The following is a 26733-nucleotide window of genomic DNA, read 5'->3' on the forward strand; positions in this document are numbered from 1 at the left end:
ATTCGTTTGAAGGGTTGATTGAAGGGTTGTTTGATAAATATCAGCGGTGTTTCTTTATCGGCTCGTCCGCTGTTTTTGTATCTGGTTACTTTTGTTGCTCACATTTGTTGGAATGTATCGTCAACGCTCCCTAGCATGAATCCCTTTCAGGAGATTCCATGGCGATTCAACCTAACTTCTTTGGCAAACGCGATCCTGATGGCGTGGCTTCCCGGGTTCAGCCCGGTGCATCGGTTCAGCCCGGTGCCGGCCTTGCGCCCTCGCAGTCCTCCAAGACGGGGGCTCCCAGTCCGGTCGCGCAATCTGTCCCGGTGGAGGCAACGGTCAAACCCGCCCCTGCCGAAGGCGGCAGTCGCCTCACCGTGGGGCCCAACATCAAACTCAAGGGCGTTGAGATCACCGATTGCGACACGCTGGTCGTCGACGGCATGGTGGAGGCCACCATGGACTCGCGCTTGATGCAGATTTCGGAGCAGGGGTCTTTCCGGGGCGCGGCTGACATCGATCTGGCCGAGATCAAAGGGCGTTTTGAGGGCAGCCTCAATGTGCGCGGCAAACTGATCATCCACGCCACGGGCCAAGTCAGCGGAAAAATCCGTTACGCCAAACTGATTGTGGAAGATGGCGGGCAGTTGAGTGGTGACATCGAGTGCGGATTGGGTGCGCCGTCTGGCCTGGCCCGCCCAAAAGCCGATGTGGTCCTGGCCTCTCAGATCACGGACGCGGTTCCCAAATCGGCCCCCGTGCTCTGAAGGCGGCGCGGGCACGCGCTGGCGTGCGGCTTGCCAGGGGCGAACAGGCTGGGGGCCGGCCCTGGCATCAGCCCTGTGGCGGTGGCTCTTGGTCTTTGAGCCACCGCCACAGGGTGGCCCGGCTCACCCCCAAGGCCCGTGCGGCGTCTTGATGGCGGCCTTGATGGTGGAGCAAGGCGTTTCTTGCCTGCTCGGTGCGACCCTTCGGGTCGCTGGCGGGCAGCGGCGGCCACAGGCGGTCCAGCCTGACCCAGTCCACGGTGTCCAGCTTGTCAGTGCCCCGCAGTGCCACGGCAATTCTGTCCATCAGGTTGCCCAGTTCCCGGACATTGCCCGGCCAGCGATGGCTGAGCAGTGCTGCCGTGGCTCTGTGCAGCACCTCGGCAGCTGGCCAGGCCAGGCCCTGCTGGCGCAGGCTGCGCTCAAGCAGGGCATGGGCCAGCTGGGGCAGGTCGGCGCTGCGTTGACGCAATGGGGGCAGTTCCAGCCGCAGCACTTCAAGGCGATAGAACAGGTCTGCACGAAAGCGGCCTTCGGTCACCCAGTCTTGCAAGGGGCGGTGGGTGGCTGCCAAAACCCGGACATCCACGGGAATGGCGCCGGTCGCCCCCAGGCGCTGGATCTCGCCCTCCTGCAGAACCCGCAGCAGGCGGCTCTGCAGTGGCAGGGGCAGGTCACCGATCTCGTCCAGGAACAGCGTACCGGTGTGGGCTCTTTCGAACAGGCCGCGTCGGCCGCCACGCCGGGCGCCGGTGAAGGCCCCGTCTTCGTGGCCGAAGAGTTCGCTCTCCAGCAGCCCTTCGGGCACGGCGGCACAATTCACGGCCACAAAAGGGCGGGCAGCCCGCGGACTGGCGTTGTGCATGGCCTGTGCCATCAGCTCTTTGCCGGTGCCGGTTTCGCCGGTGATCAGAACCGGCAGGTCGGTGGGGGCGAAGCGGCGTGCGTCATCCACCACGTGAAGCCAGGGAGGGCTGGTACCGATCAGGTCTTCAAAGCGATGCCGGGCCGTGCCTTGTTCTTCACGCTTGCGCATGCGCAGCCGGTTGTCCGCTTCGTGGATGGCCTGGGCGGCGTACAGCGTCAGTGTGGCGCCGACCACTTCGCCGCCGTCGGCCCAGGGCATCAGACTGGCGACCCAGTCACGCTGGCGCAGGTTCAGCACGCTCTGGCGCGCCTGCAAGGGGGCCGTGGCGGACCAACCCAGTTCAGGCCAGAGGTCGTCCAGGCGCCCTTGGGGCGCCTGAGCGGATTGCCAGCCCAGTGCCTGGAGCATGGCTGGGTTGGCGGCGATCAGGCGACCCTCGCGATCGACCGCGAGCACGGCATCCTGCAGGTTTTGCAGCACGCCATGAATCTGCGCATAACGTTCGCGTTCCAGTTGCCGTACCCGGGCCAGGTCCAGCGCGTTGTCGAAGCCTTGCCGGATGCTGTCCAGCGAATAGGCAAGGATGCCTGTCAGTCCCAGCTCGTTCGCGAGTTCGAGCACCAGGCTCGATCCCACCACCACCCGACAGCCTTCGGCCCGGAACAGGGCCAGCGTCTGGCGGGCGTCCTCCGGTGTCCTGTAGGCCTGCTGGAGCACCTCGATGTTCAGCAAGGTCTTCACAGATTCCAGCTCCGGGATGGTTTGGCCGTAGGTGAGGATGCCCACTCGGTCGGTGCTGGCGCGGGCTTGGATCAGTGCCTGCAGGATGTCGAAGCCTGTCAGCTGGATCGTGGCCACGGGTGCTTGCAGGTGGCGTCGCAGCAGGCTGGCGTTCGAGCCGGCACTCACAAACACGTCCACACTGCCGCTGGCCAGTCGCTCTCGCGCCAGATCCAGCGTTCGATCAAAGCTGCCATCGACCACTTCGATTTCGGCTCGATGGCGGTATTCGGCCAGCACAGGCTGGGCCACTTGGCGGATGGCAGGGTAGCTCAGGAAGCAGAGGCGGGGCAGGGCCATGGCGTCTCCTTGTGATGTTTCATGATTGTTGCGTTAAGGTTTCATGAAACATGAGTCGCACGCGACAAAACAAGAAAATCGAGCAGTGACAAGGACTTGCGATCGTCTTCGGGTTGGCACGGGGCCTGCATTCAGTGGGCAGGGAACACACACAAGGAGACACCCATGACACCCATGACGCCCCGTGGTTTGCGACGCCGAAACCTGCTGCTGGCCACCGGTGCCGGCCTGTCTGGCCTGGCCCGGGCCCAAGGACCGACGCCGCGATGGCCTGCCAAGCCGGTAACCATCGTGGTCCCTTATTCGCCGGGTGGCGGGACTGACATCGTGGCCCGGATCGTGGCCCAGCGGCTGTCCGAGCATTGGGGTGTCTCGGTGGTGGTGGACAACCGCTCTGGCGCCAACGGGGTCATCGGGTCCCAGCACGTGGCCAAGCAGCCGCCAGATGGCCTGACCCTGCTGATGGTGGTGGGCTCGCATGCCATCAATCCGGTGCTGATGAAGGCGCTTCCTTACGACACCCCCCGTGCCTTCACCCCCATCACCCGCCTGGCTGACTCGCCCATGGTGCTCGTGGTCTCGGCCAAAGCCCCCTACAAGGACTTGCGCGAACTGATCGAGGCCGCCCGCAAGGAACCCATGGCAGTCGGCTATTCGGAAGGGCAGACCCGGCTGACTGGTGAGTTGATGCGGCAAGCGGCCCAACTGAAGACCGAAGGGGTGCCTTACAAGGGCGGCGCCCCCATAATGGTCGACATCATTGGCGGGCATCTGCCCATGGGGGTGACCAGCGTTCTGACCGCGCTGCCCCATGTTCAGTCGGGCAGTTTGCGTGTGATCGGGGTGGCCGCAGCGGAGCGCATGCCCCTGTTCCCGGACGCGATGACCTTCCGCGAACTGGGCTATGCCCAGGTCGAGTCCCTGAGTTGGTATGGTCTGTTCGGGCCTGCCGGGCTGCCTGCGGCCCTGGTCGCGCAGATCAATGCGGACCTGCGGCGCATCACGGCCGACCCTGCGCTGCAAAAGCAGCTCACGGCGCAAGGTGCGCAGGTGGTGCTCACGCTGCCTGAGGAGTTCGCCCGCTTCCTGCAGGCCGAGACCGGCAAATGGGCCCAGGTGGCTCAGCGCGGTGGCATCCAGCCTGAATGAACGGCTGAATCGCACCAATGTCCTCTGATTCATTTTTCTACTCTTTAGGAACCCAAGCCATGGCCGCCTCGATCGCCCAACTCAAGCAACGTCTCTCTCAACCCGGCCTGGTGATCGCACCGGGTGTCTATGACATGGTCTCACTGCGCCTGGCCGACCGCTTCGGCTTCGAGGCCTTGTACATGACGGGCTTCGGCACCGTGGCCTCCCACCTGGGCCTGCCGGATGCTGGGTTGGCCACCTACAGCGACATGCAGGGGCGTGTGCGGGCCATGGCCACCATGGCCCGCACGCCCCTCATCGCAGACGGTGACACCGGCTATGGCGGCTTGCTCAATGTGCGCCACACCGTGCAGGGGTATGAAGCCGCGGGCGCGGCCTGCATCCAGCTGGAGGACCAGGAATTTCCCAAGAAATGCGGCCACACCCCCGGGCGCCGCGTGGTGCCCATGGAAGACATGGTGCGCAAGATCCGGGTGGCCGTCGAAGCCCGCCAGTCTGCCGATTTCCTGATCATTGCCCGCACCGATGCCCGCACCAGCCTGGGCTTGTCTGAGGCGCTGCGCAGGGCTGAAGCCTATGCCCGCGCAGGGGCCGACATTCTGTTCGTCGAATCCCCGGAGACCGAGGAGGAAATGCGCACCATCGGCCGCAGCTTTCACCAGCCCTTGCTGGCCAACATGGTTGAAGGGGGGCGCACCCCTGTGCTCAGCCAGGCGGATCTCGAATCGATCGGCTACAAGCTGGCGATCTTTCCGGTCACCGCCTTGCTGGCGGCGACCCAGGCCATGCAGACTGTCTACCAGGGGCTCCGTCAACAGGGCTCGTCCACCGGGGCCGGCGTGCCGTTGATGCCCTTTGGCGAGTTGACCGAGCTGATGGGGTTTCAGGAGGTGTGGGACTTTGACAAGCGCCACGCCGAGTGAACGCCGCAGAAGGTCGACGCTGACCACAACCCCAGCCCACAAGAACAGCACAGGAGACCTCACATGTTCCACGCTTTGCGCACTCGATATTCATGGCTTCGCGCCGCCCTGTCCGGGGCGGGTCCGTGGAGTCTGGCACTTTCACTGGCCATGGCTCTGGGTCAGGCCCCGGCCGGGGCCCAGGAGACGCCGTGGCCGAACAAGCCCATCCGCCTTCTGGTGCCCTTCACGCCCGGCGGTGTGACCGACACCAGCGGCCGCTTGATTGCCGAGTACCTGGGGCGCCGCCTGGGGCAGCAGGTGGTGGTCGACAACCGCCCCGGCGCCTCAGGCAACATCGGCACCAGCCAGGTGGCCCAGGCTGCGCCCGATGGCTACACCCTGGTGCTGGGCTTTGATGGCACGCTGGTGATCAATCCCCATGTGTTTGCCAAAGTGCCCTTCGACACCCTTCGGGACTTCGCGCCGATCGGCAAGATCGGCGACGCGGCGCTGATTCTGGTGGCCCATCCGGGCCTGCCCGCCAAGACCTTGCAGGAGGTGATCACCCTGTCGCAAAGTCAGGCCGGAGGTCTGTCCTACGGTACGTCCGGGACCGGTGGCACCCCCCACATCGGCGGTGAGCAGCTGGCTCAGCGCACCGGTGCCCGACTGACCCACGTGCCCTATAAAGGCGGCGGACAGGCCTTGACCGATGTGCTGGGCGGCAGCATTCCGCTGGTCTATACCGCAGTGGCTGGGGCCCATGGCCATGTCCGCTCGGGCAAATTGAGGGCCATCGCCGTGTCCAGCGCACAACGCAGCGCCGCCATGCCAGAGGTGCCGACCTTCATCGAGAGTGGTGTTCCAGACTTTGTCGTCACCTCCTGGGTCGGCTTGTTGGCCCCGGCCCGGACGCCCGTGCCCGTCGTGCAACGGCTCAGCGCTGAGCTGCAGGCCGTGCTGAACGACCCCGTTGTCAAGGAAAAGCTCCAGGCCATGGGCATCGACGCCAGTCCAGGCACACCGGATCAGTTTGTTGAACAAATGCGGCGTGACTTGGCGCGTTACGGTCAGGTGGTGAAGGCGGCCAATATTCGGCTTGATTGATGGGGTCGGTGAGGTCGCGACCCCGCTGGGAATGCTGCTCGTGCGAGCTTGGCGTCGCGTTCGAATCGTGCCGTGACGTACTTCTGAGTTCTTCGCCCTCATTCGATGGGCTCGGGCCGGCGTGTCGGTTTTTCGTGCGCGGGGTGGCGCTCGGGGCGCGGCGCTGCGCATCGGTGCGGGATATTGACTTGCAAATGGAAAAGGCCGCCAACTATTTCTAGCTGGCGGCCTTTGTACAAGCCAATGGTCGGAGCGGCGGGATTCGAACTCGCGACCCTCTGCTCCCAAAGCACCCTTATTCATTTCCAAAGAGGTGTCAATTGGTTTTGGATTGGTTTGTAAGCTGTTGATTTGATTGGTGTGATCCTGAAATTCCGTCTCATTTGATCCCATAAAATGCTGCTCAAGCTCAGCAAAAAGTGTCACGGCAAGTGTCACAGCACCAGGGGAATCAAATGTCCAAGCTCACAGACCGCGCCGTCAAGACCGCCAAGCCCGAAGGCAAGGATTTATTCCTCTCCGATGGCGGCAGCCTGTACCTGCGCGTCACCCCTGGCGGTTCCAAAGTCTGGCTCTTCAGGTACAAGAACGAGGCCGGCACTCAACGTTGGCATGACCTGGGCACATACCCCACGCTGAGCCTTGCCGAGGCCCGCGCCGAGGCCGTGAAGCTCAAGGCTCAGCGCCGGAGCGGCATTGATCCAGTCGAAGAGCGCCAGCGCCTGGAAGCCGAGCGCAAGGCCGCAAAGGCAGCGCAAGCAGCACGCTTGACAGTCCGTGAGCTTTTTGAGAGGTGGTTTCGTCAAGAGGCTTCCAAACGAAAGGACGGAGGCAAGGAGGTGCGGCGTATATTTGAAAAGGACGTGCTGGGCCGGATTGGAGGTCTGCCGGCGGAGGAGGTTCGGAAGTCCCATATTTCCGGCATCGTTGAGCAGGTGCAAGCACGGGGTGGAAATGGCCGGCTTGTCGTTGTGGTCCTTGCCGGTCTGCGCCAGATGTTCGGTTTCGCCATCGAGCACGATCTGATGGAGGCCGACCCAACTGCAGGCCTGCGCAAGGGTCGGCTTCACAAGCCGACCGAACGGGACCGTGCCCTCTCGCAATCTGAGGTTCGCGCACTGATCGAAAAGCTGCCTCATGCCCATCTGTCGGAGCAGTCGCAGTTGGCGGTGCTGGCGCTGCTGGCGACCAGTGCGCGGATCGGCGAACTCTTCAAGGCCAAGCTCACAAGCGTTGACCTGGACCGGGGCGTCTGGACCATCCCCGCTTACGATTCAAAGAACAAGAGGCAACACGCTGTCAGTCTGTCCGACTTTGCCCTCTGCGTCTTCAAGCAATTTCACAGCCGGGCCGTGGCTCACGGTAGTGCATGGCTGCTGCCGTCTCCACGTGCCGGCGCCGATGAGCAGGACAAGCCTGCCCTGTCTGCCAGCCTGTCAAAGGCCATCGGCGAGCGCCAGCGTGGATCCCTGGAGCCGCTCAAGCGTCGCAGCCCGCATACCGACGCTCTGGCCCTGTCTGGGGGGCGTTGGACGGCCCATGACCTCCGCAGAACGTCCGCAACGCTGATGGCTGAGCTTGGGGTTCAACCGCACGTTGTTGAGCGCTGCCTGAATCACATCGAGGAGAACAAGCTCGTCAGAATCTACCAACGTGCCAGCTATGAGGCAGAGCAGCGTCAGGCTTGGCAACTCCTGGGCGACCGGCTGGCGCTGCTGACGGCCCCGGAATCCAACGTCGTCACCCTGCAGCCTCGCGCCGCCTGATCAAAACACCCACCAGGGCGGCGGGTTCAAGCCGCCAACCACAAACCACCAGAGAGAAAGCCCTTTTCGTGTCTCAAGTCATCACCGCAGCCCAACACGCCGACCTCATCACCGACCAAGCCGCCCACCATCACGGCTCCGCCCATGTCGGAGCCCGCTGGACCGTCAATGCTGTGGTCAACGCCGAGGGCGAAAACGTCCTGACCATCGCGGATGACTTCGCCCCCGACGCCGTGCAGGTGGTCGTGCTGGCGCAGTGATCGGACGACCTGGTCAGTCCCGAACTGCCCAGGCTTAACCTGGGATCAAAAAAGACTTGCAAATTCAGTAAGCGCTGACTTATAATTTCCGCCTCGCGAAACAACGCGAAGGAGACTTGAGGTGTGCGTGGCGCCGGCTGCGCATTGGCTCGGGTTGTCCTGGGGCTTCGGCTTCACTCAACCTCGCATGAACAGGAGCCCACGGTATCGACCGTGTGAACGCCTACCCGCCTTTGAATCACCGCTATTCAAAGTGGACGGAAAAGCGGGCAGTGATTCGTCACTGCCCAGAGTGATGACACCCGCATCGCAAGACGGGTACGGCAAAGGACCTCAGCAGCAAGTCGGCCGCTGGGGACGTCTGTCATCACCTGAAAGGCTCCATTCATGAGCAACCAATCCCGCCTCATCCGCCTGCGCGAAGCCTGCGCACTCGCCGGCCTGTCTCGATCTTCCATCTATCGACTCGCCAAGCTTGGCTTGTTCCCCGCCCCTCGCAAGATCGGCCTTCGCGCCGTGGCATGGCCCTCTGACGTCCTGGACGCCTGGATCGCCCAACGCGCCGCAGCTTGAACCGGAGGACAGACATTCACATGACCACTGCCCCCAATCAAGACCTTTGCGCGGCCCTGGACAACCTTCTCGGCCCCGATAACGCCTACCCAACACCGGAAGAGCGCGCCGCGTTCCAAGAGGCTCAGGAGCGCCTCCGCGATGCGAGCACGACAGCGCGCATCGAGCGCCGCAAAGCCCGCGCTCAAGCTATTGCAAAGAGCGTCATGGAAGAGGGCCAAGCATGAGGGTTGACGTCATCAACGCCAGCAGCGTCTCCGGGTTCTACATCACCGATCTCGCCACCTTCGACCAGACCCGCGCCGAGTCCAAAATCCTGCAAACCTTCGACTTGACCAGCGGCCTGTTGCACTTCGGCACCCGATGCGGCCAGCCGATCTGGCTGCTCGAAAACCTTCTTGAGCCCAGTGCGTGCTGCGTCTGGGTCGAAGAGCGGGACGAGGCCACCCATGCAGCAGCAGTCCACTGACGCGTCAATCGTCATCGACTGCCAGCGCCAGCAAGCCGAACTTGAGAGCCGGTCTGACCGGCTCTCGAAGGTTCTTGCTGCTGCATCGACTGACAGGCTGCTGCTGCACCTCAACGCCAAAGTGACCCGGCGTGACCTGCTCACGGGCGGGGCGACCATCGGGCGGGGCGAGCGTCCGCCCGAGATGTCCGCGGCAAGCATTGACGACGCGCTGGCGCTTGGGGCAGAACTCTGCCGGCGTGGCATTGCCCCGGTCTGGCGTCGCACCCGGTGGTACTGTGGCCCTCGTGATGACCCGTCGCCCTGGTGGTGGGATCAATCCGCCGACCTGCTGGCACTTGCGCTTGACGTGCAATGGATCGTCCAACGCTGGCCGAAGCACACGCCGGCATGGGAACGCGCCGAAGGCGTTTTCAACGCGAAGACATTCTGGCCCGCACTCAAGTTTCTGCATCACGATGGACGCCGACCGCCTGGGCAACTTGTCCAGGCGCTGGCGCTGACGCCTGACCAGCAGGCCGAGCTTTGCTTCGTCCAAAGCATCGGCATTGGCAAGTTGTCTCGGTGGATGTGGCGGCACGAAGCTGAGGCCCGTAAGCTGATCGTGGCACAGGCCCACGTCAAGGACCTGCGCTGCGAAGCCGAAAGGGGCGCGACCGTTGACAGGCGTCACGCAGTCTGGCAAGCCGGTCATCTGGCGGGAGGGAAGCCTACCCGAACGGCTGAGCTTTTGGCCCTTCGGCCCGATGCCGCGACTCTTCGCCGCAGCACCGTTGCGCGGGACTGGTCAAAGGTCCGCGACCTCTGCCGGTCAGTCCCGCGAACGAGGGCTGTCAAAGGGGGGTGACCCACCGTCAAAACGTTATGTGGGGTAGGGGCTCCCGAACTATGTTCGGGGGCGTTTTGTCTCAGCCACCGACCGCCCAAAAGCCAATGCTGGCGCGGGCCTTCCCGCGCAAGAGGCTGAGACAAAACCATCAGTCAGAGGGTGAGACGGGTTTTACTTTCCCGTCTCACCCCCCTGCCTGAGACAAAAACCGATTCCGTCTCACCCTTAGACCTTAATCGTCAGGACTCACAACCCACTTCCTTGATACCGTCACTGTCCCTGATACGATTTCCGGTATCGGCCGTCAGCGGTCAGCCTCGAAGTTCGGCAGTCGGCCAACACCGGTCACACAAGAGCCCTCCAGAAAGCAGACGGGCATCCTCCATCTGGGAACTCACATCTGTCAGAGTACGTCCAACGCGGCGAGAGCCCCCTCGATGTCCGCTCCAATTACACGACACTGATACTTGGTGTCTAGGCTCAGCATATTGGTCAACTGATGCGCCAGACGCCGCTCAGTGAGGAAAAGATCGCAGTACGGCAATGCCGCCGACGCGTGCTGCCAATCCTGCCAGTCATTAGTGGATATTGTGTGGGCAGGATCGCATTCGTACGCCGAGTACAACTCGGTGCGAATGACGAACCCAGGCAGGTGTGTGCCAAGGGATCCCTTCCGATAATCGGCTACAGCTTGCAGCAGCAGGCCCCGTACCGCCAAAGGCAATTTCGCACCAAGTGCTGCCGCCCCAATCGACCCTTGAACTTTCAGCAACTCCAATTCGAATAGATCGATTTGTTTCATCATTACACCTTTAAACTCGAATTCGCGGGTCCTCTTCAAATTTCCATTGTGAGGCCTTGTCCTCTTTCGCTCCTCGACCTTGGCCAGAGTATCCGCATTCAAGTCTGCCTGTAGGCGGTTCTTCGTGTCCCAGTTGAAGGCCTCAAATATCTCGGAGAAGCCCTGATTCCACAGGGCGTCGGCGGTGCACTTGAGGATCGCCTGACGATGGTCATTGCCTAGACTCTCAGGAAAGACCTTGTCACCTGAGATATTTGAATGGACGATCTGACCCAGGCAACTCCACTGCAGTGGCGGGCTAGGCCGTATTGAGCCACATTTAGAACGAATGTAGTTCCCGATCTCCAGCGCGTCCAATTCTGCTGTCGGTGCGAGTGCAACACGCTCAGTAAGTTCGTCCACAAGTGCGGTGCTCACTCGGGCACTATTCTCAAGCTGCTTGGCTATTTCCAGCATTGAAGTTAAATGGCTAACACAGACAATCTTACGGGCGGCGACGAGCGAGCGCAGGCGGCTAAGCAGTGCAACGCCAGCGGCAGTTCCTTTCCCAATTTCTGCATCCCGTAGCCAAACCCAGTAGTTGGTGTCGAGGTAGACGGCTTTGGTGAAGGCCACCCCGCGACTTACCTGAGCCTTATATTTAGCGATGTACTCCTCGACAGTGGTGTCGATGCCGAATCGCCGGTGCCATTGCAGCAAGGCAGGGCCGCCCAGGCGTGCAAGGATTTCGTCGTGGGTTTCAGCCATAGTGACTACGAGTCTACTGGATAGAGCAGAATCAAAGGCATGGAGGCAGGATCATGAACAAGGCGATTGAAGTTTCAGGATTGACTGATGAGGAGCGGACAACCGCAATCGGTCTGGCACGATACGCATACGAGTACATCGAAGCGGCTCGGCTTGTCGATGGAGGCTACGCTGATAGCCACCCCGGCAGCCAGATATCGCCTATCCCGGCCTACTTCTTGGCGCATCATGGTATCGAGCTCACACTTAAGTCGTACCTGCGTCATCAAGGTCTGACTGTGCGGGAAATTGCCGCGAAGAAGTACGGCCACGATCTGCATGCCTGTTACCGCAAAGCAAAGGAACTGGGATTGCTTGAAGTTTTCAAACAACATCCAAACGATGTGGATGCCATGTGGATGCTGGTTAATCTAAACCACCAGCACGGCCTTCGGTACATAAAGACTGGGATAAAGCATTTTCCGCTCTGGTCTTTGGTTGATCCGCTTGCAGTGAGATTGCATCAAGCTGTCGCCCCAGTCGTTGGCTACAAAACATTCACCGTAGCATTCGGCGGATACCAATGAGCAGGGATAGCTCAATTTCTTAAGCCGGGGCAAGTCCGATATCAACCTCAGCTATGCAATATGGCGACAAATATGAACCTGAATTTCGTTCCGGGGTGTCATCTGAAGCCATTTACTGTTGATGGAGAACACCTCGCAATCAACCTGCTGAACATTAACCGGCGGCGCGGCACAGCACAAACTTTGAGCGTTTGCTTTACTCCATTCCGACCGTCCGCTCGGGCCCAAAGCAGCCGGTCGTGACTCAGATCGCGGGCGCTTTACGCATCCATTCACGCGCACGAATTACATCGGCATTCCGGTAATTCGCCACGGCACCAACCGAAAGTTTTCCGAAACTTTCAGCCCCTATCCAACGTGGGCACAAATCGCTCAGGTCCAAGGCCCCGAAATCCAACACTGGAGCGGCTTTGCTGGTGCATTCGGCATTCTGGGCTACACACATCAAATTTCATATTGTGAAACCCAATTCATGGTGCTTTCAACGCCACGTATGGGAGGGCGAAGTCGGTCGCTTGGCCCATCGATACAGGCTTGTCGGAGCCCCCATGCAAAACAGCGAAGTCCTAGAAAAACAGTCGACTATTGATGGGACACCAGTCATCAATCGGGAAATTTCCCAAAAAGGCCTTATAGGAGACTCAACTTTTAGAGTCCTGCGCCTGGGCATTGGAGTCTTGAGCGCCGGCACCAAGCATCTGAAAAAGTGTCACGAAAAGTGTCACAGATGGCGGCACAAAGAAAAACGGGTTACAGCATCAATTCTGTAACCCGTTGATTTCATTGAATAAAAATGGTCGGAGCGGCGGGATTCGAACTCGCGACCCTCTGCTCCCAAAGCAGATGCGCTACCAGGCTGCGCTACGCTCCGACTGACGTGATTGTAGCCTGACTTTTGAGGCTATTTGATCTCTTTGAGGCAAGAATCCAAACAAAAGCAGCCGCCATTCTGTACTTTGATGAAAAAGCTGCCTTGGTTTGTGGGCCGATGAGGGGAGTCAGCTGTGCAGGCGGACCACCAGAGGCACGATCAGCAAGGCCACGATGTTGATGATCTTGATCAAGGGGTTGACGGCCGGACCCGCGGTGTCCTTGTAGGGGTCGCCGACCGTATCGCCGGTGACGGCGGCCTTGTGGGCGTCAGAGCCCTTGCCGCCGTGGTGGCCGTCTTCGATGTATTTTTTGGCGTTGTCCCAGGCCCCCCCGCCGGTACACATCGAAATGGCCACGAACAGTCCGGTGACGATGGTGCCCATCAGCAGCCCGCCGAGGGCCTTGGGGCCCAGGATCAGGCCGACCAGCACGGGGGTGACCACGGGCAGCAGGGACGGAATCATCATTTCACGGATGGCGGCCGTGGTCAGCATGTCGACGGCGCGCCCATATTCAGGGCGACCCGAGCCGTCCATGATGCCCTTGATGTCCCGGAACTGACGCCGCACCTCTTCGACGACGGCGCCCGCCGCCCGGCCCACGGCTTCCATGGCCATGGCGCCGAACAGGTAGGGGATCATGCCGCCAATGAACAGGCCCACGATCACCAGCGGGTCGGACAGATCAAAACTGATGTTCTGGCCAAAGCTCTGTAGTTTGTGGGTGTAGTCGGCAAACAGCACCAGCGAGGCCAGGCCGGCAGATCCGATGGCATAGCCCTTGGTCACGGCTTTGGTGGTGTTGCCCACGGCGTCGAGTGGATCGGTGACGTCTCGGACGGAGGAGGGCAGTTCGGCCATTTCGGCAATGCCGCCTGCGTTGTCGGTGATGGGGCCATAGGCGTCAAGTGCCACCACAATGCCCGCCATGCTGAGCATCGAGGTGGCGGCCACGGCGATGCCGAACAGGCCCGCGAGCGCATAGGCGGCCAGGATGGCGGCACAGACAAAAATCACGGGCCAGGCCGTGGAACGCATGGAGACCCCGATGCCCGCGATGATGTTGGTGGCGTGTCCGGTGGTGGAGGCCTGGGCCACATGCTGAACCGGTGGGTACTGGGTGCCGGTGTAATACTCGGTGACCCAGACGAGCGCCGCGGTCAGCACCAGGCCAACCGCACAGGCACCAAACAAGCGCATCTGGCTGCCCGTGGCCGTGATGGCATCGTCGGAAACCAGCCAGGTGGTCACCCCATAAAAGGCCACCAGCGACAGCACCCCTGCGACCGCCAGCCCCTTGTACAGAGCAGGCATCACGTTTTTCATGCCGGGTGAGGCTTTGACAAAGAAGCATCCGATGATCGACGCGATGATGGACACGGCACCCAGTGCCAGTGGATAGAGCACCGCTTGGGTCGTGCCATGCGTCACCATCAAGGCGCCGAGCATCATGGTGGCGATCAGGGTGACCGCGTAGGTCTCGAACAGATCAGCCGCCATGCCGGCGCAGTCGCCCACGTTGTCGCCCACGTTGTCGGCGATCACGGCGGGGTTGCGTGGGTCATCTTCTGGAATGCCGGCCTCCACTTTGCCCACCAGATCCGCCCCCACGTCGGCGCCTTTGGTGAAGATGCCGCCGCCAAGCCGGGCAAAGATCGAGATCAAAGATGAACCAAAGGCAAAGCCGATCAGTGGGTTGAGTTGCTGGGCCAAAGGGGAGTCTGGTGCGGCGCCGCTCAGCAGGTAGAGGTAAAAGCCGCTGACGCCCAGCAAACCCAGGCCCACCACCAGCATTCCTGTGATGGCCCCGCCGCGAAAGGCCACATCGAGCGCGGGCCCGATGCCGTGCGTGGCGGCCTGGGCCGTGCGCACGTTGGCGCGCACCGAGATGTTCATGCCGATGAAGCCGCAGGCCCCGGACAGAACGGCGCCGATCACGAAGCCGATGGCCGAGGCGGGGTCGAGAAACAGGCCGATGAGCACGGCCAGAACCAGCCCGACCAGGGCAATGGTCTTGTATTGACGGGCCAGATAGGCTGCGGCGCCTGATTGGATGGCGGCTGCGATCTCCTGCATGCGCGCGTTGCCGGCGTCTTTGGCCAGAATCCAGCTTCGGGCCCAGAAGCCGTAGGCCACGGCGATGGCACCGCAAGCCAGCGCGAGGATCAGCGCAGGATGGTTTGTCATGCTGTTCTCCTTGGTGAATACGCTTGGAAGAGACACAACGCACCGGGAGTGTCTCCGCTGCGTTGCTTCCTCGCAGCGCCCCTGGGGCAGCGATTGGCCAACGCTTCAATATACGGCGGAAACCGAAAAACGTCTGCTGCGCTGCATCACGCAAGGCTCGCGAAAGTAAAATCAGTCCTAATCCGGCCGGCCAACGGCCCGATCCGTTCGATCAACCCTAACCAAGACCGAAACAACATGGCTCTCGACAAAGTCAAACCAGGCGACAAGGCTCCCGACGCATTCAACGTGATCATCGAAATTCCGATGAACGCGGATCCGATCAAGTACGAAGTGGACAAGGAATCTGGCGCGATCTTCGTGGACCGCTTCATGGGCACCGCCATGCATTACCCGACCAACTACGGCTACGTGCCGCAGACCATCAGCGGTGATGGCGATCCGGTGGATGTGCTGGTGATCACACCCTTTCCGCTGATTCCGGGCGTGGTGGTGACCTGCCGTCCGATCGGGATCCTGAAGATGGAAGACGAAGGCGGCGTGGATGGCAAGGTGCTGGCGGTTCCTACCGACAAGATCCTGCCGATCTACACCCACTGGCAAAAGCCTGAAGACATCAATCCGCTGCGTCTGAAGCAGATCGCGCATTTCTTCGAGCACTACAAGGACCTGGAACCCGGCAAGTGGGTCAAGGTGCTGGGTTGGGAAGGCGTTGATGCCGCCAAGCAGGAGATCCTGGACGGCATGGCCAATTTCGCCAAGCAAGACTGAGTCTTTTGAGCTCACTGCGGCGGCGCCCCTGGGCGTGGCCTAAATATGCCCGTTGCCATTGGTGACGGGCATTTTTGTTGGTGGCTTGAATTTGCCCGATTCGACACCCGGATGTGCGGGTTTCCAGGTGTAAAAAAATGGTGTTTTTGAATTCAATATCCCCTTGTTTCGAGGAAAATCGGCAAGCCTGAATTGATAAAAATTGACAAACAGGCGGGGGTCGTAGGTGGAAGCGATCTGTGTTTGATCACCTGACCGCGTGAGGAAAGTATGGGCTTCAACAATTGGCGTATCGGTTACAAACTGGGCGCATCGTTTTTCGTGCTGGTGCTCAGCACCTTGCTTTTGGGTGCCGTGGCGCTGACGCAGCTCTCGCACATCAATGCCAACACCCAGGACATCGCGGGCAACTGGCTGCCCAGCATCGAGTCGCTTGGCGACATGCGGATTGCGCTCAACCGCATGCGTCGGGCCGAGGGCCGGATGGCCTCGGCCTCGTCCCCGCATGATCTGGAAGTACAGGCCAAGAATGCCGCTGAGTTGAAGGCCTTGTTTGCCAAGCACGAGTCGCGGTACAGCGCCATGGTCACGCCGGGCCGCGAGACCGAGCTTTTCAATCAATACAAGGTTCAGCGAGACGCCTTTTGGGGCACCCAGACACGGCTGAGCAATTTTGCCAACGCTGGCAACATGGCCGCCACTGTGCAGTATTTCGAGGGCGAGTCCGAAACGGCTTTTGTGTCCATGGTCGATGCCATCGACAAGCTGGCACAGCTCAATGGTGAGGGTGCACGCCGTGCCAGCGCCGAGGCTGAGGCCTCGTTTTCTGCCTCACGTGGCTTGTTGATTGCCGTGCTGGTCTTTGTTGTCGTGGCGGCTTCTGTGCTGGGGTGGGTGATCACCCGCTTGATCACGGCGCCGCTGGCTGAGGCCGTGCAGGCCGCCAAGCAGATTTCAGCCGGCAACCTGGCGTTTGCGATTGCCGCCAAGGGCCGTGACGAGGTGGGCGACCTGTTGCACGCGCTGGAGGACATGCGTGACTCGTTGTCGCAGGTGGTGTCGGGTGTCCGGCGCGGCGCAGACGGCGTTGCCAATGCCAGCATGGAGATCGCTCAGGGCAACAACGACCTGTCGGCTCGAACAGAGCAGCAGGCCTCGGCCCTGGAGGAGACCGCAGCCTCCATGGAGGAGCTGGGTTCCACCGTTCGCCAGAATGCCGACAATGCCCGCGCGGCCAACCAGTTGGCCCTGAACGCATCCACCGTGGCCACCCAAGGGGGTGAAGTGGTCGCCGAGGTGGTGGACACCATGAAGGGCATCAATGAAAGCTCACGCAAGATCGCCGACATCATCGGTGTGATCGACGGGATTGCCTTTCAGACCAACATCCTGGCGCTCAATGCAGCGGTTGAGGCAGCCCGTGCTGGCGAGCAAGGCCGTGGTTTTGCCGTGGTGGCTGGCGAGGTGCGCAGCCTGGCGCAGCGCAGTGCCGAGGCAGCGAAGGAAATCAAGAGCCTGATCAGTGCCAGTGTTGAGCGGGTGGAGCAGGGGACGGCGCTGGTTGATCGTGCGGGCACCACCATGAGCGAGGTGGTGGGGTCGATTCGCCGTGTGACCGACATCATGGGCGAGATCAGTGCCGCGAGTTCCGAGCAGAGTGCGGGGGTGTCGCAAGTGAGCGAGGCCGTGACTCAGATGGATCAGGCCACGCAGCAGAATGCGGCCCTGGTGGAGCAGTCGGCCGCCGCCGCTGGCGCCTTGACTTCGCAGGCCCAGGAACTGGTTCGTGCCGTGGCGGTGTTCAAGTTGGCGGGGGATGGTTACGCGAGTGCAGCCGTGGCGTCCGGCAAGCCGGTGGCAGCGCCTGTTCGCTCATCGGTGGCACCCAAGGCCGTCGCGGCCCCGCGTCCGGCACCAGCCCCTCAGCGGGTGACGCAGGCCAAGAAGCCGGCCCCGTCGACACCGAGCCTGGGGGCACCTGGTTCCCGCGCGCCTGCAGCGCCGCCCAAGGCCGGGGCGGAGGACGACTGGGAAACCTTCTGATCTGACAAGCGGGCACCCACCCCCGGTCGGTGCCCCTGGCTTCACGGCGCCTTGAAGGGGGTGTGCCGTTGCAGGTCTTGCAGGTAGTTTTCCATGCCAGCCCCTTCGCGCTCAAGAAAGTTCTGTACCGCCTCGGCAAACGCCGGGTGAGCCAACCAATGGGTGCTAGGGGTGTCGGTGGGCAAAAGGGCCCGGGCCATCTTGTGTTCGCCTTGGGCGCCACCTTCGAAGCTGTCAAAGCCGTGTTCGATGCACCACTGCAGTGGCTGGTAGTAGCAGGCCTCAAAGTGCAGGCAATCCACGCGCTCCAAAGCCCCCCAATAGCGCCCGTAGGCTGTCCGTTTGCCGTCTTCCGCATCCAGCAGGGCGATGAGGCTTGCGGCAATGGGTTGGCCTTGTCGTTCGGCGATGAACATCAACCAGCTCTCGGCTTGGTGTGTGGCCTGCTGCTGGAAGAATTCGGGCGTCAGGTAGGGGGCATTGCCGTGCTCCAGATAGGTGCGTTCGTAGCAGCGGTAAAAAAAATCCCAATCGGTTGGGCTGATGGCTGTGCCCCGTGCGGATCTGAAAACCACGCCCTCGGTCTGGACCTTGCGCCGTTCCTGCCGGATTTTTTTTCGCTTTTCCTGGTTGAGCTGTCCCAGAAAATGCTCAAAGTCGCGGTAGTTCTGGTTGGCCCAGTGAAACTGCAGGGTATGGCGGGTCATCAGGCCCAGCGCGTCGCTGGTCTGTACATCCTCCTGACTGCCAAAGAGCAGGTGCAATGAGGAAAGACCCCTGTTCTGACAATGGGCCAAGACGGTTTCCAGAAGCCTCTGGCGCCAAACGGGGCTGCTGGCCAACAGCCGGGTTCCGGGCACCGGGGTGAAGGGCACGGCCACCACGGCCTTGGGGTAATAGGCCAGACCATGCTGCTGATACGCATTGGCCCACGCCCAGTCAAAGACGTATTCGCCGTAGGAGTGGGTCTTGAGGTAGACCACGCAGGCCGCTTGCAACGCAGCGCCTTCCCACAACGTGATCACCTCCGGTGTCCAACCCGTGCGGGGGCTTGCACTGCCACTGCGTTCCAGCGCAAGCAGGTATTCATGCCGCATGAAGGGCGTGGCATGGGCTTGTTGGGCCAGCAATTGATTCCAAGGGGCTTGCGGCATCTCTGCCAGCGAGTCCATGACCCGGATGAGATAATCTTTTTCATTCATGGGCATGGCCCCGCTGGCCCCGGGCGTTGGCTCAAGCCCCCGGTTACCGGTCTGGTCGTCACGCTCTGCCATCACCGCCACCTTTGTTCTCATGACTCTTCAAATCTGCGTCGTTCAGCTCAATTTCGTCGTCGGTGACATGCCCGGCAATGCGCGCAAGATCATCGATGCAGCCCAGCAGGCCTATGCGCAGGGGGCTCGGCTGGTGTTGACGCCAGAGTTGTCCATCTGCGGGTACGCGGCCGAAGACCTGTACCTACGGCCCGCTTTCATGGCCGCTTGCGATGATGCCGTGAAACAAGTGGCCGAGGCTCTGGCCGGGTTAAAGGGGCTTTGTGTGGTGGTGGGCCACCCCGCGGGTGACCATGAGCGGGCGCGCTCCGTGTCTGTGTCGCACCGCTTCAATGCGGCCAGTGTGCTCAGCGAGGGGCAGGTGCGGGCCACATATGCCAAGCGGGAGCTGCCCAACTACCAGGTGTTTGACGAGCGGCGATATTTCACCCCCGGCGATCGGCCCTGTGTATTCGAGGTGCAGGGTGTACGGGTGGGGCTGCTGATTTGCGAAGATGCGTGGTTTGAGGCGCCTGCCCGCACCAGCCTGGAGGCGGGTGCCGAGGTGCTGGCTGTGATCAATGCATCCCCTTTTCACGTTGGAAAGTCGGTCGAACGCATGGCCCGCATGGCGGAGTGTGCGCGTGCCGTGAAGTTGCCCCTGGTTTATGCCCACTTGGTGGGCGGGCAGGATGAGGTGGTGTTTGATGGCTCGTCGTTTGCTTTGCAGGCCGACGGTTCGCGCATGGCCCAGGCCCCGAGTTTTCGTGAGCGCCTGCTGCCCCTGACGCTTCAGCGCGGTGGCGATGGCTTGACTTGGCAGGCGCCTGCCGAACCATTGGCGCCGATGCCCTCCGACCTGGAAGAGCTTTGGGAGGCACTGGTCACGGGCGTGCGTGATTACATCGGCAAGAACCGCTTCCCCGGGGTGCTGCTGGGGCTTTCAGGGGGCATTGATTCGGCGCTGGTTCTGGCCATTGCCGTGGATGCGCTGGGGCCGGACAAGGTGCGAGCGGTGATGATGCCGTCGCCTTATACGGCCGATATCTCCTGGATTGATGCGCGTGACATGGCCAAGCGCTTGGGCGTTCGGTACGACGAAATCTCGATCGTGCCTGAGTTCGAGGCGTTCAAGGCCTCGCTGAAGGCCGAATTTGCCGGCCTGGCGGAAGACACCACCGAGGAGAACATCCAGGCGCGAATCCGTGGCACTTTGTTGATGGCCCTGTCCAACAAGTTTGGCTCCATTGTGCTGACCACCGGCAACAAGAGTGAGATGGCCACAGGCTACTGCACGCTGTACGGCGATATGGCCGGGGGCTTTGCGGTGATCAAGGACGTGGCCAAGACGCTGGTGTTTGAGCTGGCGCGATGGCGCAATGCGCACGACCCCTATGGCACGGGGCGCGACCCGATTCCGGAGCGCATCATCACGCGCCCGCCCAGTGCGGAGTTGCGGCCTGACCAGAAGGACCAGGACAGTCTGCCGCCCTATGAGGTGTTGGATGCCATCATCGAGCGCTACATGGAAAATGACGAGTCAATCGACAGCTTGGTATCGGCCGGTTTTGAGCGTGCCGATGTGGAGCGTGTGACGCGCCTGATCAAGATCAACGAGTACAAGCGGCGCCAGTCACCCGTGGGCATTCGCGTGACCCACCGAAGTTTCGGCAAGGATTGGCGTTACCCTATCACCAGTCATTTCAGGGCATGAGTCCTGATGGCCGGGGCGATGCCCAGGCGACGAATCCACAAAACATGAACACAGGAGAATCCATGAAACAAATCACAGCCATCATCAAGCCCTTCAAGTTGGAAGAGGTGCGTGAAGCCTTGGCCGAATGCGGTGTGACCGGCTTGACCGTGACCGAGGTCAAGGGCTTTGGTCGCCAAAAGGGCCATACCGAGCTTTATCGCGGCGCTGAGTACGTGGTGGATTTCCTGCCCAAGGTGAAAATCGAAGTGGTCGTCAAGGGGGATGACGTCGAGCGCTGCGTGGACGCCATTGTCCGTGTGGCCCGCACGGGCAAGATCGGTGATGGCAAGATCTTCATCACCGCTGTGGAGCGCGTGGTTCGCATCCGCACCGGCGAGCAGGACGAATCTGCGGTCTGAGTGACCTTGCGCTCCAGGTGTTTCTGAAAACACCTTGGAAATTTCTCGATTCGGCCCGGTGTTCCCGGGCCGTTTTCATGGGCAAATGCGTCTTGCGGTCTTAGATCTGCTGGGCCAGATCGTCGCGCTGCTGGCTCAGGCCCGCCGTTTCGACCAGCTTGGGCAGCAGCGTGTTCAGGTCGCCGCTGGTTTCGATCAGGGACATCTGCCACTCGCTCATGAAACCGTGTCGGACACCGCTGGTCAGAAACGCCAGCATCTCGTCGTAGTAGCCGTCCAGGTTCAGAATGCCGATGGGCTTGTTGTGATAGCCCAATTGACGCCAGGTCCAGACCTCGAACAACTCCTCAAAGGTGCCGATGCCCCCGGGGAGCGCCAGAAAGGCGTTTGCCCGTTCGGCCATCATGGCCTTGCGCTGGTGCATGTTGTCCACGATGTGGAGTTCATCGCAGCGCTTGTTGGCAAATTCGAGTTCGACCAATGATGTCGGAATCACGCCGACCACCCGGCCTCCTGCATCCTGCGTGGCATTGGCCACCTGGCCCATGAGCCCATTGTTGCCCCCGCCATACACCAATTGCCCTCCACGGCTGCCAATCCAGTGGCCAACGGCCTGGGCGCAGGCAGCGAATGCAGGAGTTTGTCCCATGCGGGAGCCGCAGTAGACGGCAAGCGAAAATGCAGGTGTCATGGTGAGAAGTGTTTCCAGAGGGCTGCGCCCCAAAAGGCAATGCAGGTCAGCAGGCTGAGCAGAACAGCGGCACTGCCCATGTCTTTGGCGCGTTTGGAGAGGTGATTCCATTCCGGGCCGATTCGGTCCATGGCCGTTTCAATGCCGGTGTTGAGCAACTCGACAACCAGCACGGCGACGACGCTACCGGCCAGCAAAGCCGATTCCACCCAATTCTGTCCCAGCCAACAGGCCAGTGGCACGAGCAGGGTGGCGGCGATGGCTTCCTGCCGGAATGCCGTTTCGGACCAGCCCGCCCGCAAGCCTTCCAGTGAGTAGCCGGTGGCGTGCCAAATCCGGCTGAGTCCGCGGCGGGCCTTTTGAGGGTTGCTCGAGTCGGCTGCTGGCGAGGAAGCAGGTTGGCCGGAAGAACTGGGCGGTGAAGACATCAGGCTATTGTGCGTCCGGGCCATGCAGACTCTGATGACAATGTGTGTTCAGCGGCTCAGGGGCTGGGAGTGAATCAGCCGAGTGCCGGCCAGCACGTCATGCCAGAACTGGCCTTCAGGTTGAAAACGGCTCAAGATGGCCCAGACGGCGACCCAGCCGCCGATGATCACGGCGGTCTCCGCGCCACTCAATCCCAGCGTGGCCGAGGCGCCCAGTGGCGGCAAGAACCAGATCCAGCTGAGGATGTAGCGAAGCAGGGCGCGTGCCTGCGTGATGGGCCGGCCCTGCCGATCCACGACCCGAATGTTCCAGGTCTTCATGGCCAGTGTCTGGCCTTTGGCCCAAAACCAGGCGAAATAGATCCCAAAGATCACAAACAAAAAGGCTTGCAAACCATGGCGGTTGTCCATCGCGTTGCGTGTCTGGCTGAGCGTGCTGAACAGGTAGCCCGAGATAAAGACCACGCCAAACATCAACATGCCCTCATACAACCAGCAGGCCATGCGGCGCTTCAGGCTTGGCGCGTCGAGCTTGGAGGGGCTGTCAGGTGTTGGTTGTACGGTGGAACCGATGGAGGGCATTGTGCGTTTGGTTGAAGTCAACGCCCGGTGCTGCTGGTCGCGGTTGCGCCAGAGGGAGTGGGGAGCAACGTGTGCATGTCCACATGGTGCGGGCCAGTTTCAATTTTGCCTGTACTGCGCAAGGTGGATTTTGAAACAGGGATCATGGCCAATTTTCTGGCAGGTACGGGCCTGATCGGTGTTGCGGCGCCCATTGGATGGACGGGGGCATGAATCGCCAGTTCCTTGCGTTCTTCATCCGTCAGGGCTTGGTAGGCCTCCCATTGGGCTCGTTTTTCTTCGGGTGCCAGCTTCTTGGTCTGCGCAAAGTTCAGACGGGCCTGGACGCGCTCCTGTACTGTCAAGCCGACCCATTCGGCCATGCGGCTGTGCAGCTTCTCCTGTTCTTCGGGAGAAAGGCTTTTGAAGTTGTGGGATAGCGCGATCCACTTGCGTTTGTGGGCTTCGCCCAGGGTGTCCCAGCGTGCCGACAGGGGCTCCAGGGCTTCTTGCTGCGCGTGCGTGAGATCCGCCCACATGGGGCGCTGATTCAGCACTGGGCGCTTGGGGCTGGGTTTGACGGGGGCGACCTTGTGCTTTTCAGGGTCGACCGTTTGTGGAACCGAGGATGCACCGAGAGGGGGCGTATTGATGTCGGGGTGGGGCTCTTCGGTCGCGCCCGCGGCAACCTCTGTGGCGCGCACAACAGCCATCGGGGCACTCAGGGCAACGATGCATGCCGATACGACCGCGAGTTGGCGGGCGATGGAAAAAGAGTGCCGTGGCGCCAGGAGCATACAAGCAGAGATCAATGTTCTTCGCTGGCCCGCGCCTTCAGAAATTGAGCGAAGCCGGGATCTGCATAAGCTTGCGGAGGCAGATCATCCGTCAGCAGTGCGGTGTCGACTTCGGCCAATTCGTTGGTGTGGTCTTCGTCCTGGACGACCTGAATGACAAACAAGCCTGCAATCAGTGCAATCAGGGGCAGGGCAGAGGCCAGGCGTCCCCAGATGCCGAAGCTTTCGCCACCGAAATTCAGGGTGGCAACCCCATTGCCCGCGCTGGCCACAGCTGGCGCCGTGGTGCGAACGGCCACCACTTTGCGCTTGGCAAGGGCTTGCATCCGGGCGGCGCGCAAGCGTTCGGAAATGTCGTAAGGCAGGTCTTGGGATGCCGCGTCCAGGCGTTGTGCAACCTTTTGGCCGAAGAGATCCTCTGCTGCCAGTCGAGAAGGGTTGTATTGAAGCGTCTTGTTCATGGTTGTAGTCCCTTTGCCTTCAAGGCCCGTCCCAGAGCCTGGACGGCTCTGGAGCAATGTGTCTTGACGCTGCCTTCGGAGCAGCCCATGGCTGCTGCCGTTTCGGCAACGTCCATTTCCTCCCAGTAACGCATCAGGAACGCTTCTCGTTGACGAGCGGGCAGGTCCTGAATCTCTTTTTCGATCGCATGCAAAATCTGAGCCCGGCGAGTCGTGTCTTCTGCGCTTTCCGTTTGCTCAGAGGGGTCACTGCCTCGGAAAGTTTCCAGAAGATCGAAATCCCCGTCATCGCCGGCGCCCTCGAAGTCGCTCAGGCTTGAGAACAGGGCATTGCGTGTCTTTTGTCGGCGAAACCAATCCAGCGTGCAATTGGAGAGGATGCGCTGGAAGAGCATGGGAAGCTCGTTGGGAGGCTTGTCGCCGTAATGCTCCGCGAGCTTCAGCATGGCATCTTGAACGATGTCCAGTGCCGCTTCTTCATTGCGGACATGGTACAGGGAGCGCTTGAAGGCTCGCTTCTCGACCTCCCTGAGGAAATCCGACAGTTCTTGTTCGGTGGCCAAATGGGCTCTGACGTGTGCAGCTTTGCGGGGTTGATGTGCGTTGGCGGCAGAATCATCGCCAAGGCAGGCGCGAATTATGGCATTGGAGCAGTGAAATTTTGGGTGAACCGCGGGATTTCCATGGCCTGAGTGCGATAATGCGCGAGCAAATTAACGGCAAACGGGTCACCGTCCGGCACAAGAATCAGTGTGCCCATGGCTGTGGCCCTAAGTCCTGACGCGGCTTCACAAGAGCTCGGGAAGGGGCACCCAAGGTTTTTCGTCAGAGAAATTCACAAAGGTTGATCATGGAAATCTCAAAGGCTGAAATGGCCTCCGCTGCAGCAGCAGTGCCCTCGCAAGAGCTGATGGGCTCGGAAATTCTCATCAAAGGCCTTCAGGCCGAAGGCGTCAAGTACATCTGGGGTTATCCGGGTGGTGCTGTTCTTTACATCTACGACGCGCTTTACAAACAGGATTCGATTCAGCACGTTCTGGTCCGCCACGAACAAGCTGCCGTTCACGCTGCTGACGGGTACGCACGTGCCACCGGTGACGTGGGTGTGGCCCTGGTGACGTCTGGCCCCGGTTTGACCAATGCGGTCACCGGCATCGCCACTGCGTACATGGACAGCATCCCGATGGTGATCATCAGTGGCCAGGTTCCCACGCCGGCCATCGGTCTGGATGCCTTCCAGGAATGCGATACCGTGGGCATCACCCGGCCTATCGTGAAGCACAATTTCCTGGTCAAAGATCCGCGCGATCTGGCTTTGACTCTTAAAAAGGCCTTCCACATCGCGCGCAGCGGCCGCCCGGGCCCCGTGGTGGTGGACATCCCCAAGGACGTGTCTTTCAAGAAGGTGGCCTATTCCGGCTACCCTGAGACCGTCGAGATGCGCTCGTACAACCCGGTGCGCAAAGGCCACGGTGGGCAAATCCGCAAGGCCCTGCAACTGTTGTTGACGGCAAAACGCCCCTACATCTACACCGGTGGTGGTGTGTTGCTGGGCAATGCCACCCAGGAGTTGCGTACGCTGGTCGAGTTGCTCGGCTATCCCGTCACCAATACCCTGATGGGTTTGGGTGCTTTCCCCGCGTCGGATCGCAAGTTCCTGGGCATGCTGGGCATGCACGGCACCATTGAGGCCAACAATGCCATGCAGAACTGCGACGTCCTGCTGGCCGTGGGGGCCCGCTTTGACGATCGCGTCATTGGCAATCCCAAGCACTTCGCGCAGAACGAGCGCAAGATCATTCACATCGATATCGATCCTTCCAGCATCTCCAAGCGGGTGAAGGTCGACATTCCGATCGTCGGCGATGTGAAGGACGTGCTGGGTGAGTTGATCAGCATGATCCGTGAAGGCAGCCAGCGTCCTGATGCTTCAGCGTTGGGCGCGTGGTGGGACACCATCGAAGGTTGGCGCAAGCGCGACTGCCTCAAATACGATCGTGGCAATGGCGAGGTCATCAAGCCGCAGTATGTGGTTGAGACCCTGTGGAACATGACCCGCGACGCCGACACCTACATCACATCCGATGTGGGTCAGCATCAGATGTGGGCTGCCCAGTACTACCGTTTCGATGAGCCACGTCGGTGGATCAACTCGGGTGGTTTGGGAACCATGGGCGTGGGCATTCCTTACGCCATGGGCATCAAGCTGGCCAAGCCGGACAGCGAGGTGTTCTGCATCACGGGCGAAGGTTCGGTGCAGATGAACATCCAGGAACTGTCGACCTGTCTGCAGTACAACACGCCGATCAAGATCTGCTCGCTGAACAACCGATATCTCGGCATGGTGCGTCAGTGGCAGGAGATTGAGTACTCTGGCCGTTACAGCCACAGCTACATGGACGCCTTGCCTAATTTTGTGAAATTGGCGGAGGCCTATGGCCACGTGGGCATGTTGATCGAGCGACCCCAGGATGTCGAGCCTGCATTGCGCGAGGCCCGCAAACTGAAGGACCGTACCGTCTTCATGGACTTCCGCACCGACCCCACCGAGAACGTGTTCCCGATGGTGCAGGCCGGCAAGGGCATCACCGAGATGCTGCTGGGGTCTGAAGACCTCTGACCATGCGGACCTTGGGTGCCCTTCGTGCACCCGGTCCAATCTTTCGACGAATCTATTG

General features: G+C 61.1%; 26 protein-coding genes and 1 tRNA gene. 16 read left to right on the top strand and 11 right to left on the bottom strand.

The features are described 5' to 3' along the window. Nucleotides 1-158 precede the first annotated feature (158 nt). Nucleotides 159-752, top strand: coding sequence for a bactofilin family protein (locus AC07VS_RS16890; protein WP_494751535.1), 594 nt, complete (start codon nt 159-161; stop codon nt 750-752). Nucleotides 753-819: 67 nt separating this feature from the next. Here the strand turns inward: AC07VS_RS16890 and prpR are convergent, their stop codons facing one another. Further along, a complete protein-coding gene (gene prpR, locus AC07VS_RS16895) occupies nt 820-2700 on the bottom strand; it encodes a propionate catabolism operon regulatory protein PrpR (protein WP_494751536.1) in 1881 nt (626 codons plus the stop codon). A gap of 165 nt (nt 2701-2865) precedes the next feature. On the opposite strand from prpR, the gene AC07VS_RS16900 reads away from it, so the two are divergent. The 9 genes from AC07VS_RS16900 to AC07VS_RS16940 all read left to right on the top strand — a co-directional run bounded on the left by AC07VS_RS16900 (nt 2866) and on the right by AC07VS_RS16940 (nt 9779). Next, nucleotides 2866-3849 carry a tripartite tricarboxylate transporter substrate binding protein gene (locus AC07VS_RS16900; RefSeq protein ID WP_494751537.1) on the top strand — a complete coding sequence of 328 codons (984 nt, stop codon included), beginning with the start codon at nt 2866-2868 and terminating at the stop codon, nt 3847-3849. 59 nt (nt 3850-3908) lie between these two features. Then, on the top strand, nt 3909-4775 hold the full coding sequence (locus AC07VS_RS16905; RefSeq protein ID WP_494751538.1) for an isocitrate lyase/PEP mutase family protein: 867 nt from the start codon (nt 3909-3911) through the stop codon (nt 4773-4775). A gap of 150 nt (nt 4776-4925) precedes the next feature. Beyond that, nucleotides 4926-5864: a Bug family tripartite tricarboxylate transporter substrate binding protein gene (locus AC07VS_RS16910; RefSeq protein ID WP_494751616.1), complete on the top strand. Its 939-nt coding sequence runs from the start codon at nt 4926-4928 to the stop codon at nt 5862-5864. 455 nt (nt 5865-6319) lie between these two features. Beyond that, nucleotides 6320-7630, top strand: coding sequence for a tyrosine-type recombinase/integrase (locus tag AC07VS_RS16915; protein WP_494751539.1), 1311 nt, complete (start codon nt 6320-6322; stop codon nt 7628-7630). A gap of 68 nt (nt 7631-7698) precedes the next feature. Further along, nucleotides 7699-7890, top strand: a complete 192-nt coding sequence (locus AC07VS_RS16920; RefSeq protein ID WP_494751540.1) for a hypothetical protein — start codon at nt 7699-7701, stop codon at nt 7888-7890. 387 nt (nt 7891-8277) lie between these two features. Continuing rightward, nucleotides 8278-8463: a helix-turn-helix transcriptional regulator gene (locus AC07VS_RS16925; RefSeq protein WP_494751541.1), complete on the top strand. Its 186-nt coding sequence runs from the start codon at nt 8278-8280 to the stop codon at nt 8461-8463. Nucleotides 8464-8483: 20 nt separating this feature from the next. Beyond that, nucleotides 8484-8690 carry a hypothetical protein gene (locus AC07VS_RS16930; protein ID WP_494751542.1) on the top strand — a complete coding sequence of 69 codons (207 nt, stop codon included), beginning with the start codon at nt 8484-8486 and terminating at the stop codon, nt 8688-8690. Beyond that, nucleotides 8687-8932 (top strand): hypothetical protein, encoded by a 246-nt coding sequence (locus AC07VS_RS16935; RefSeq protein WP_494751543.1) that lies wholly within the window; start codon nt 8687-8689, stop codon nt 8930-8932. The genes AC07VS_RS16930 and AC07VS_RS16935 overlap by 4 nt, the downstream gene beginning before the upstream one ends. Further along, the gene (locus AC07VS_RS16940; RefSeq protein ID WP_494751544.1) at nt 8913-9779 is read left to right on the top strand and encodes a hypothetical protein; all 867 of its coding nucleotides are present in this window, start codon (nt 8913-8915) and stop codon (nt 9777-9779) included. The genes AC07VS_RS16935 and AC07VS_RS16940 overlap by 20 nt, the downstream gene beginning before the upstream one ends. A 385-nt stretch (nt 9780-10164) precedes the next feature. Here AC07VS_RS16940 and AC07VS_RS16945 read toward each other — a convergent pair whose 3' ends face one another. Beyond that, a complete protein-coding gene (locus AC07VS_RS16945; RefSeq protein ID WP_494751545.1) occupies nt 10165-11310 on the bottom strand; it encodes a hypothetical protein in 1146 nt (381 codons plus the stop codon). Between the two features lie 53 nt (nt 11311-11363). Here AC07VS_RS16945 and AC07VS_RS16950 point away from each other — a divergent pair, with 53 nt between their 5' ends. Further along, nucleotides 11364-11876, top strand: a complete 513-nt coding sequence (locus AC07VS_RS16950) for a hypothetical protein (protein WP_494751546.1) — start codon at nt 11364-11366, stop codon at nt 11874-11876. Nucleotides 11877-12670: 794 nt separating this feature from the next. Here the strand turns inward: AC07VS_RS16950 and AC07VS_RS16955 are convergent. After that, nucleotides 12671-12747, bottom strand: a tRNA-Pro gene (locus tag AC07VS_RS16955). Nucleotides 12748-12874: 127 nt separating this feature from the next. Further along, a complete protein-coding gene (locus AC07VS_RS16960; protein WP_494751547.1) occupies nt 12875-14935 on the bottom strand; it encodes a sodium-translocating pyrophosphatase in 2061 nt (686 codons plus the stop codon). A gap of 237 nt (nt 14936-15172) precedes the next feature. Here AC07VS_RS16960 and ppa point away from each other — a divergent pair, with 237 nt between their 5' ends. Both ppa and AC07VS_RS16970 read left to right on the top strand, forming a co-directional pair. Beyond that, a complete protein-coding gene (ppa, locus tag AC07VS_RS16965; RefSeq protein ID WP_492345206.1) occupies nt 15173-15706 on the top strand; it encodes an inorganic diphosphatase in 534 nt (177 codons plus the stop codon). A gap of 270 nt (nt 15707-15976) precedes the next feature. Next, nucleotides 15977-17749: a methyl-accepting chemotaxis protein gene (locus AC07VS_RS16970; RefSeq protein ID WP_492345207.1), complete on the top strand. Its 1773-nt coding sequence runs from the start codon at nt 15977-15979 to the stop codon at nt 17747-17749. A 41-nt stretch (nt 17750-17790) separates the two neighbouring features. Here the strand turns inward: AC07VS_RS16970 and AC07VS_RS16975 are convergent, their stop codons facing one another. Further along, entirely contained in the window at nt 17791-18957 is a 1167-nt protein-coding gene (locus AC07VS_RS16975) for a GNAT family N-acetyltransferase (protein WP_494751617.1), read from the bottom strand. An 85-nt stretch (nt 18958-19042) separates the two neighbouring features. On the opposite strand from AC07VS_RS16975, the gene AC07VS_RS16980 reads away from it, so the two are divergent. Further along, a complete protein-coding gene (locus AC07VS_RS16980; protein ID WP_494751548.1) occupies nt 19043-20716 on the top strand; it encodes an NAD+ synthase in 1674 nt (557 codons plus the stop codon). Between the two features lie 62 nt (nt 20717-20778). Further along, nucleotides 20779-21117 (top strand): P-II family nitrogen regulator, encoded by a 339-nt coding sequence (locus AC07VS_RS16985; protein ID WP_019575320.1) that lies wholly within the window; start codon nt 20779-20781, stop codon nt 21115-21117. A gap of 100 nt (nt 21118-21217) precedes the next feature. Here AC07VS_RS16985 and AC07VS_RS16990 read toward each other — a convergent pair whose 3' ends face one another. From AC07VS_RS16990 to AC07VS_RS17015, 6 genes are all read right to left on the bottom strand, one after another. Beyond that, nucleotides 21218-21808, bottom strand: a complete 591-nt coding sequence (locus AC07VS_RS16990; protein WP_492345209.1) for an LOG family protein — start codon at nt 21806-21808, stop codon at nt 21218-21220. Beyond that, nucleotides 21805-22236, bottom strand: a complete 432-nt coding sequence (locus AC07VS_RS16995) for a diacylglycerol kinase (RefSeq protein WP_494751549.1) — start codon at nt 22234-22236, stop codon at nt 21805-21807. The genes AC07VS_RS16990 and AC07VS_RS16995 overlap by 4 nt, the downstream gene beginning before the upstream one ends. Nucleotides 22237-22284: 48 nt before the next feature. Next, nucleotides 22285-22818 (bottom strand): RDD family protein, encoded by a 534-nt coding sequence (locus AC07VS_RS17000; RefSeq protein WP_494751550.1) that lies wholly within the window; start codon nt 22816-22818, stop codon nt 22285-22287. 17 nt (nt 22819-22835) lie between these two features. Continuing rightward, the gene (locus tag AC07VS_RS17005; RefSeq protein WP_494751551.1) at nt 22836-23510 is read right to left on the bottom strand and encodes a DUF3106 domain-containing protein; all 675 of its coding nucleotides are present in this window, start codon (nt 23508-23510) and stop codon (nt 22836-22838) included. Nucleotides 23511-23605: 95 nt separating this feature from the next. Then, nucleotides 23606-24055: a DUF3619 family protein gene (locus tag AC07VS_RS17010; protein WP_492345213.1), complete on the bottom strand. Its 450-nt coding sequence runs from the start codon at nt 24053-24055 to the stop codon at nt 23606-23608. Then, a complete protein-coding gene (locus AC07VS_RS17015) occupies nt 24052-24618 on the bottom strand; it encodes an RNA polymerase sigma factor (RefSeq protein WP_492345214.1) in 567 nt (188 codons plus the stop codon). The genes AC07VS_RS17010 and AC07VS_RS17015 overlap by 4 nt, the downstream gene beginning before the upstream one ends. Before the next feature lie 287 nt (nt 24619-24905). On the opposite strand from AC07VS_RS17015, the gene AC07VS_RS17020 reads away from it, so the two are divergent. After that, a complete protein-coding gene (locus AC07VS_RS17020) occupies nt 24906-26675 on the top strand; it encodes an acetolactate synthase 3 catalytic subunit (protein ID WP_492345215.1) in 1770 nt (589 codons plus the stop codon). Nucleotides 26676-26733: the final 58 nt, after the last annotated feature.

This window comes from Curvibacter sp. GW821-FHT01G03 (assembly GCF_059422285.1).

What these genes read in the sequence shown, in the direction of transcription:
- AC07VS_RS16990 (WP_492345209.1), bottom strand. Translation starts at nt 21,808, where the DNA reads ATGACACCTGCATTTTCGCTTGCCGTCTACTGCGGCTCCCGCATGGGA.
- AC07VS_RS16970 (WP_492345207.1), top strand. Translation starts at nt 15,977, where the DNA reads ATGGGCTTCAACAATTGGCGTATCGGTTACAAACTGGGCGCATCGTTT.
- prpR (WP_494751536.1), bottom strand. Translation starts at nt 2,700, where the DNA reads ATGGCCCTGCCCCGCCTCTGCTTCCTGAGCTACCCTGCCATCCGCCAA.
- AC07VS_RS16950 (WP_494751546.1), top strand. Translation starts at nt 11,364, where the DNA reads ATGAACAAGGCGATTGAAGTTTCAGGATTGACTGATGAGGAGCGGACA.
- AC07VS_RS16890 (WP_494751535.1), top strand. Translation starts at nt 159, where the DNA reads ATGGCGATTCAACCTAACTTCTTTGGCAAACGCGATCCTGATGGCGTG.
- AC07VS_RS16980 (WP_494751548.1), top strand. Translation starts at nt 19,043, where the DNA reads ATGACTCTTCAAATCTGCGTCGTTCAGCTCAATTTCGTCGTCGGTGAC.
- AC07VS_RS16975 (WP_494751617.1), bottom strand. Translation starts at nt 18,957, where the DNA reads ATGCCCATGAATGAAAAAGATTATCTCATCCGGGTCATGGACTCGCTG.
- AC07VS_RS17020 (WP_492345215.1), top strand. Translation starts at nt 24,906, where the DNA reads ATGGAAATCTCAAAGGCTGAAATGGCCTCCGCTGCAGCAGCAGTGCCC.
- AC07VS_RS16945 (WP_494751545.1), bottom strand. Translation starts at nt 11,310, where the DNA reads ATGGCTGAAACCCACGACGAAATCCTTGCACGCCTGGGCGGCCCTGCC.
- AC07VS_RS16905 (WP_494751538.1), top strand. Translation starts at nt 3,909, where the DNA reads ATGGCCGCCTCGATCGCCCAACTCAAGCAACGTCTCTCTCAACCCGGC.
- AC07VS_RS16940 (WP_494751544.1), top strand. Translation starts at nt 8,913, where the DNA reads ATGCAGCAGCAGTCCACTGACGCGTCAATCGTCATCGACTGCCAGCGC.
- AC07VS_RS16960 (WP_494751547.1), bottom strand. Translation starts at nt 14,935, where the DNA reads ATGACAAACCATCCTGCGCTGATCCTCGCGCTGGCTTGCGGTGCCATC.
- AC07VS_RS16925 (WP_494751541.1), top strand. Translation starts at nt 8,278, where the DNA reads ATGAGCAACCAATCCCGCCTCATCCGCCTGCGCGAAGCCTGCGCACTC.
- AC07VS_RS16900 (WP_494751537.1), top strand. Translation starts at nt 2,866, where the DNA reads ATGACACCCATGACGCCCCGTGGTTTGCGACGCCGAAACCTGCTGCTG.
- AC07VS_RS16995 (WP_494751549.1), bottom strand. Translation starts at nt 22,236, where the DNA reads ATGTCTTCACCGCCCAGTTCTTCCGGCCAACCTGCTTCCTCGCCAGCA.
- AC07VS_RS16910 (WP_494751616.1), top strand. Translation starts at nt 4,926, where the DNA reads ATGGCTCTGGGTCAGGCCCCGGCCGGGGCCCAGGAGACGCCGTGGCCG.
- ppa (WP_492345206.1), top strand. Translation starts at nt 15,173, where the DNA reads ATGGCTCTCGACAAAGTCAAACCAGGCGACAAGGCTCCCGACGCATTC.
- AC07VS_RS17000 (WP_494751550.1), bottom strand. Translation starts at nt 22,818, where the DNA reads ATGCCCTCCATCGGTTCCACCGTACAACCAACACCTGACAGCCCCTCC.
- AC07VS_RS16935 (WP_494751543.1), top strand. Translation starts at nt 8,687, where the DNA reads ATGAGGGTTGACGTCATCAACGCCAGCAGCGTCTCCGGGTTCTACATC.
- AC07VS_RS16985 (WP_019575320.1), top strand. Translation starts at nt 20,779, where the DNA reads ATGAAACAAATCACAGCCATCATCAAGCCCTTCAAGTTGGAAGAGGTG.
- AC07VS_RS16915 (WP_494751539.1), top strand. Translation starts at nt 6,320, where the DNA reads ATGTCCAAGCTCACAGACCGCGCCGTCAAGACCGCCAAGCCCGAAGGC.
- AC07VS_RS17010 (WP_492345213.1), bottom strand. Translation starts at nt 24,055, where the DNA reads ATGAACAAGACGCTTCAATACAACCCTTCTCGACTGGCAGCAGAGGAT.
- AC07VS_RS16930 (WP_494751542.1), top strand. Translation starts at nt 8,484, where the DNA reads ATGACCACTGCCCCCAATCAAGACCTTTGCGCGGCCCTGGACAACCTT.
- AC07VS_RS17005 (WP_494751551.1), bottom strand. Translation starts at nt 23,510, where the DNA reads ATGGCTGTTGTGCGCGCCACAGAGGTTGCCGCGGGCGCGACCGAAGAG.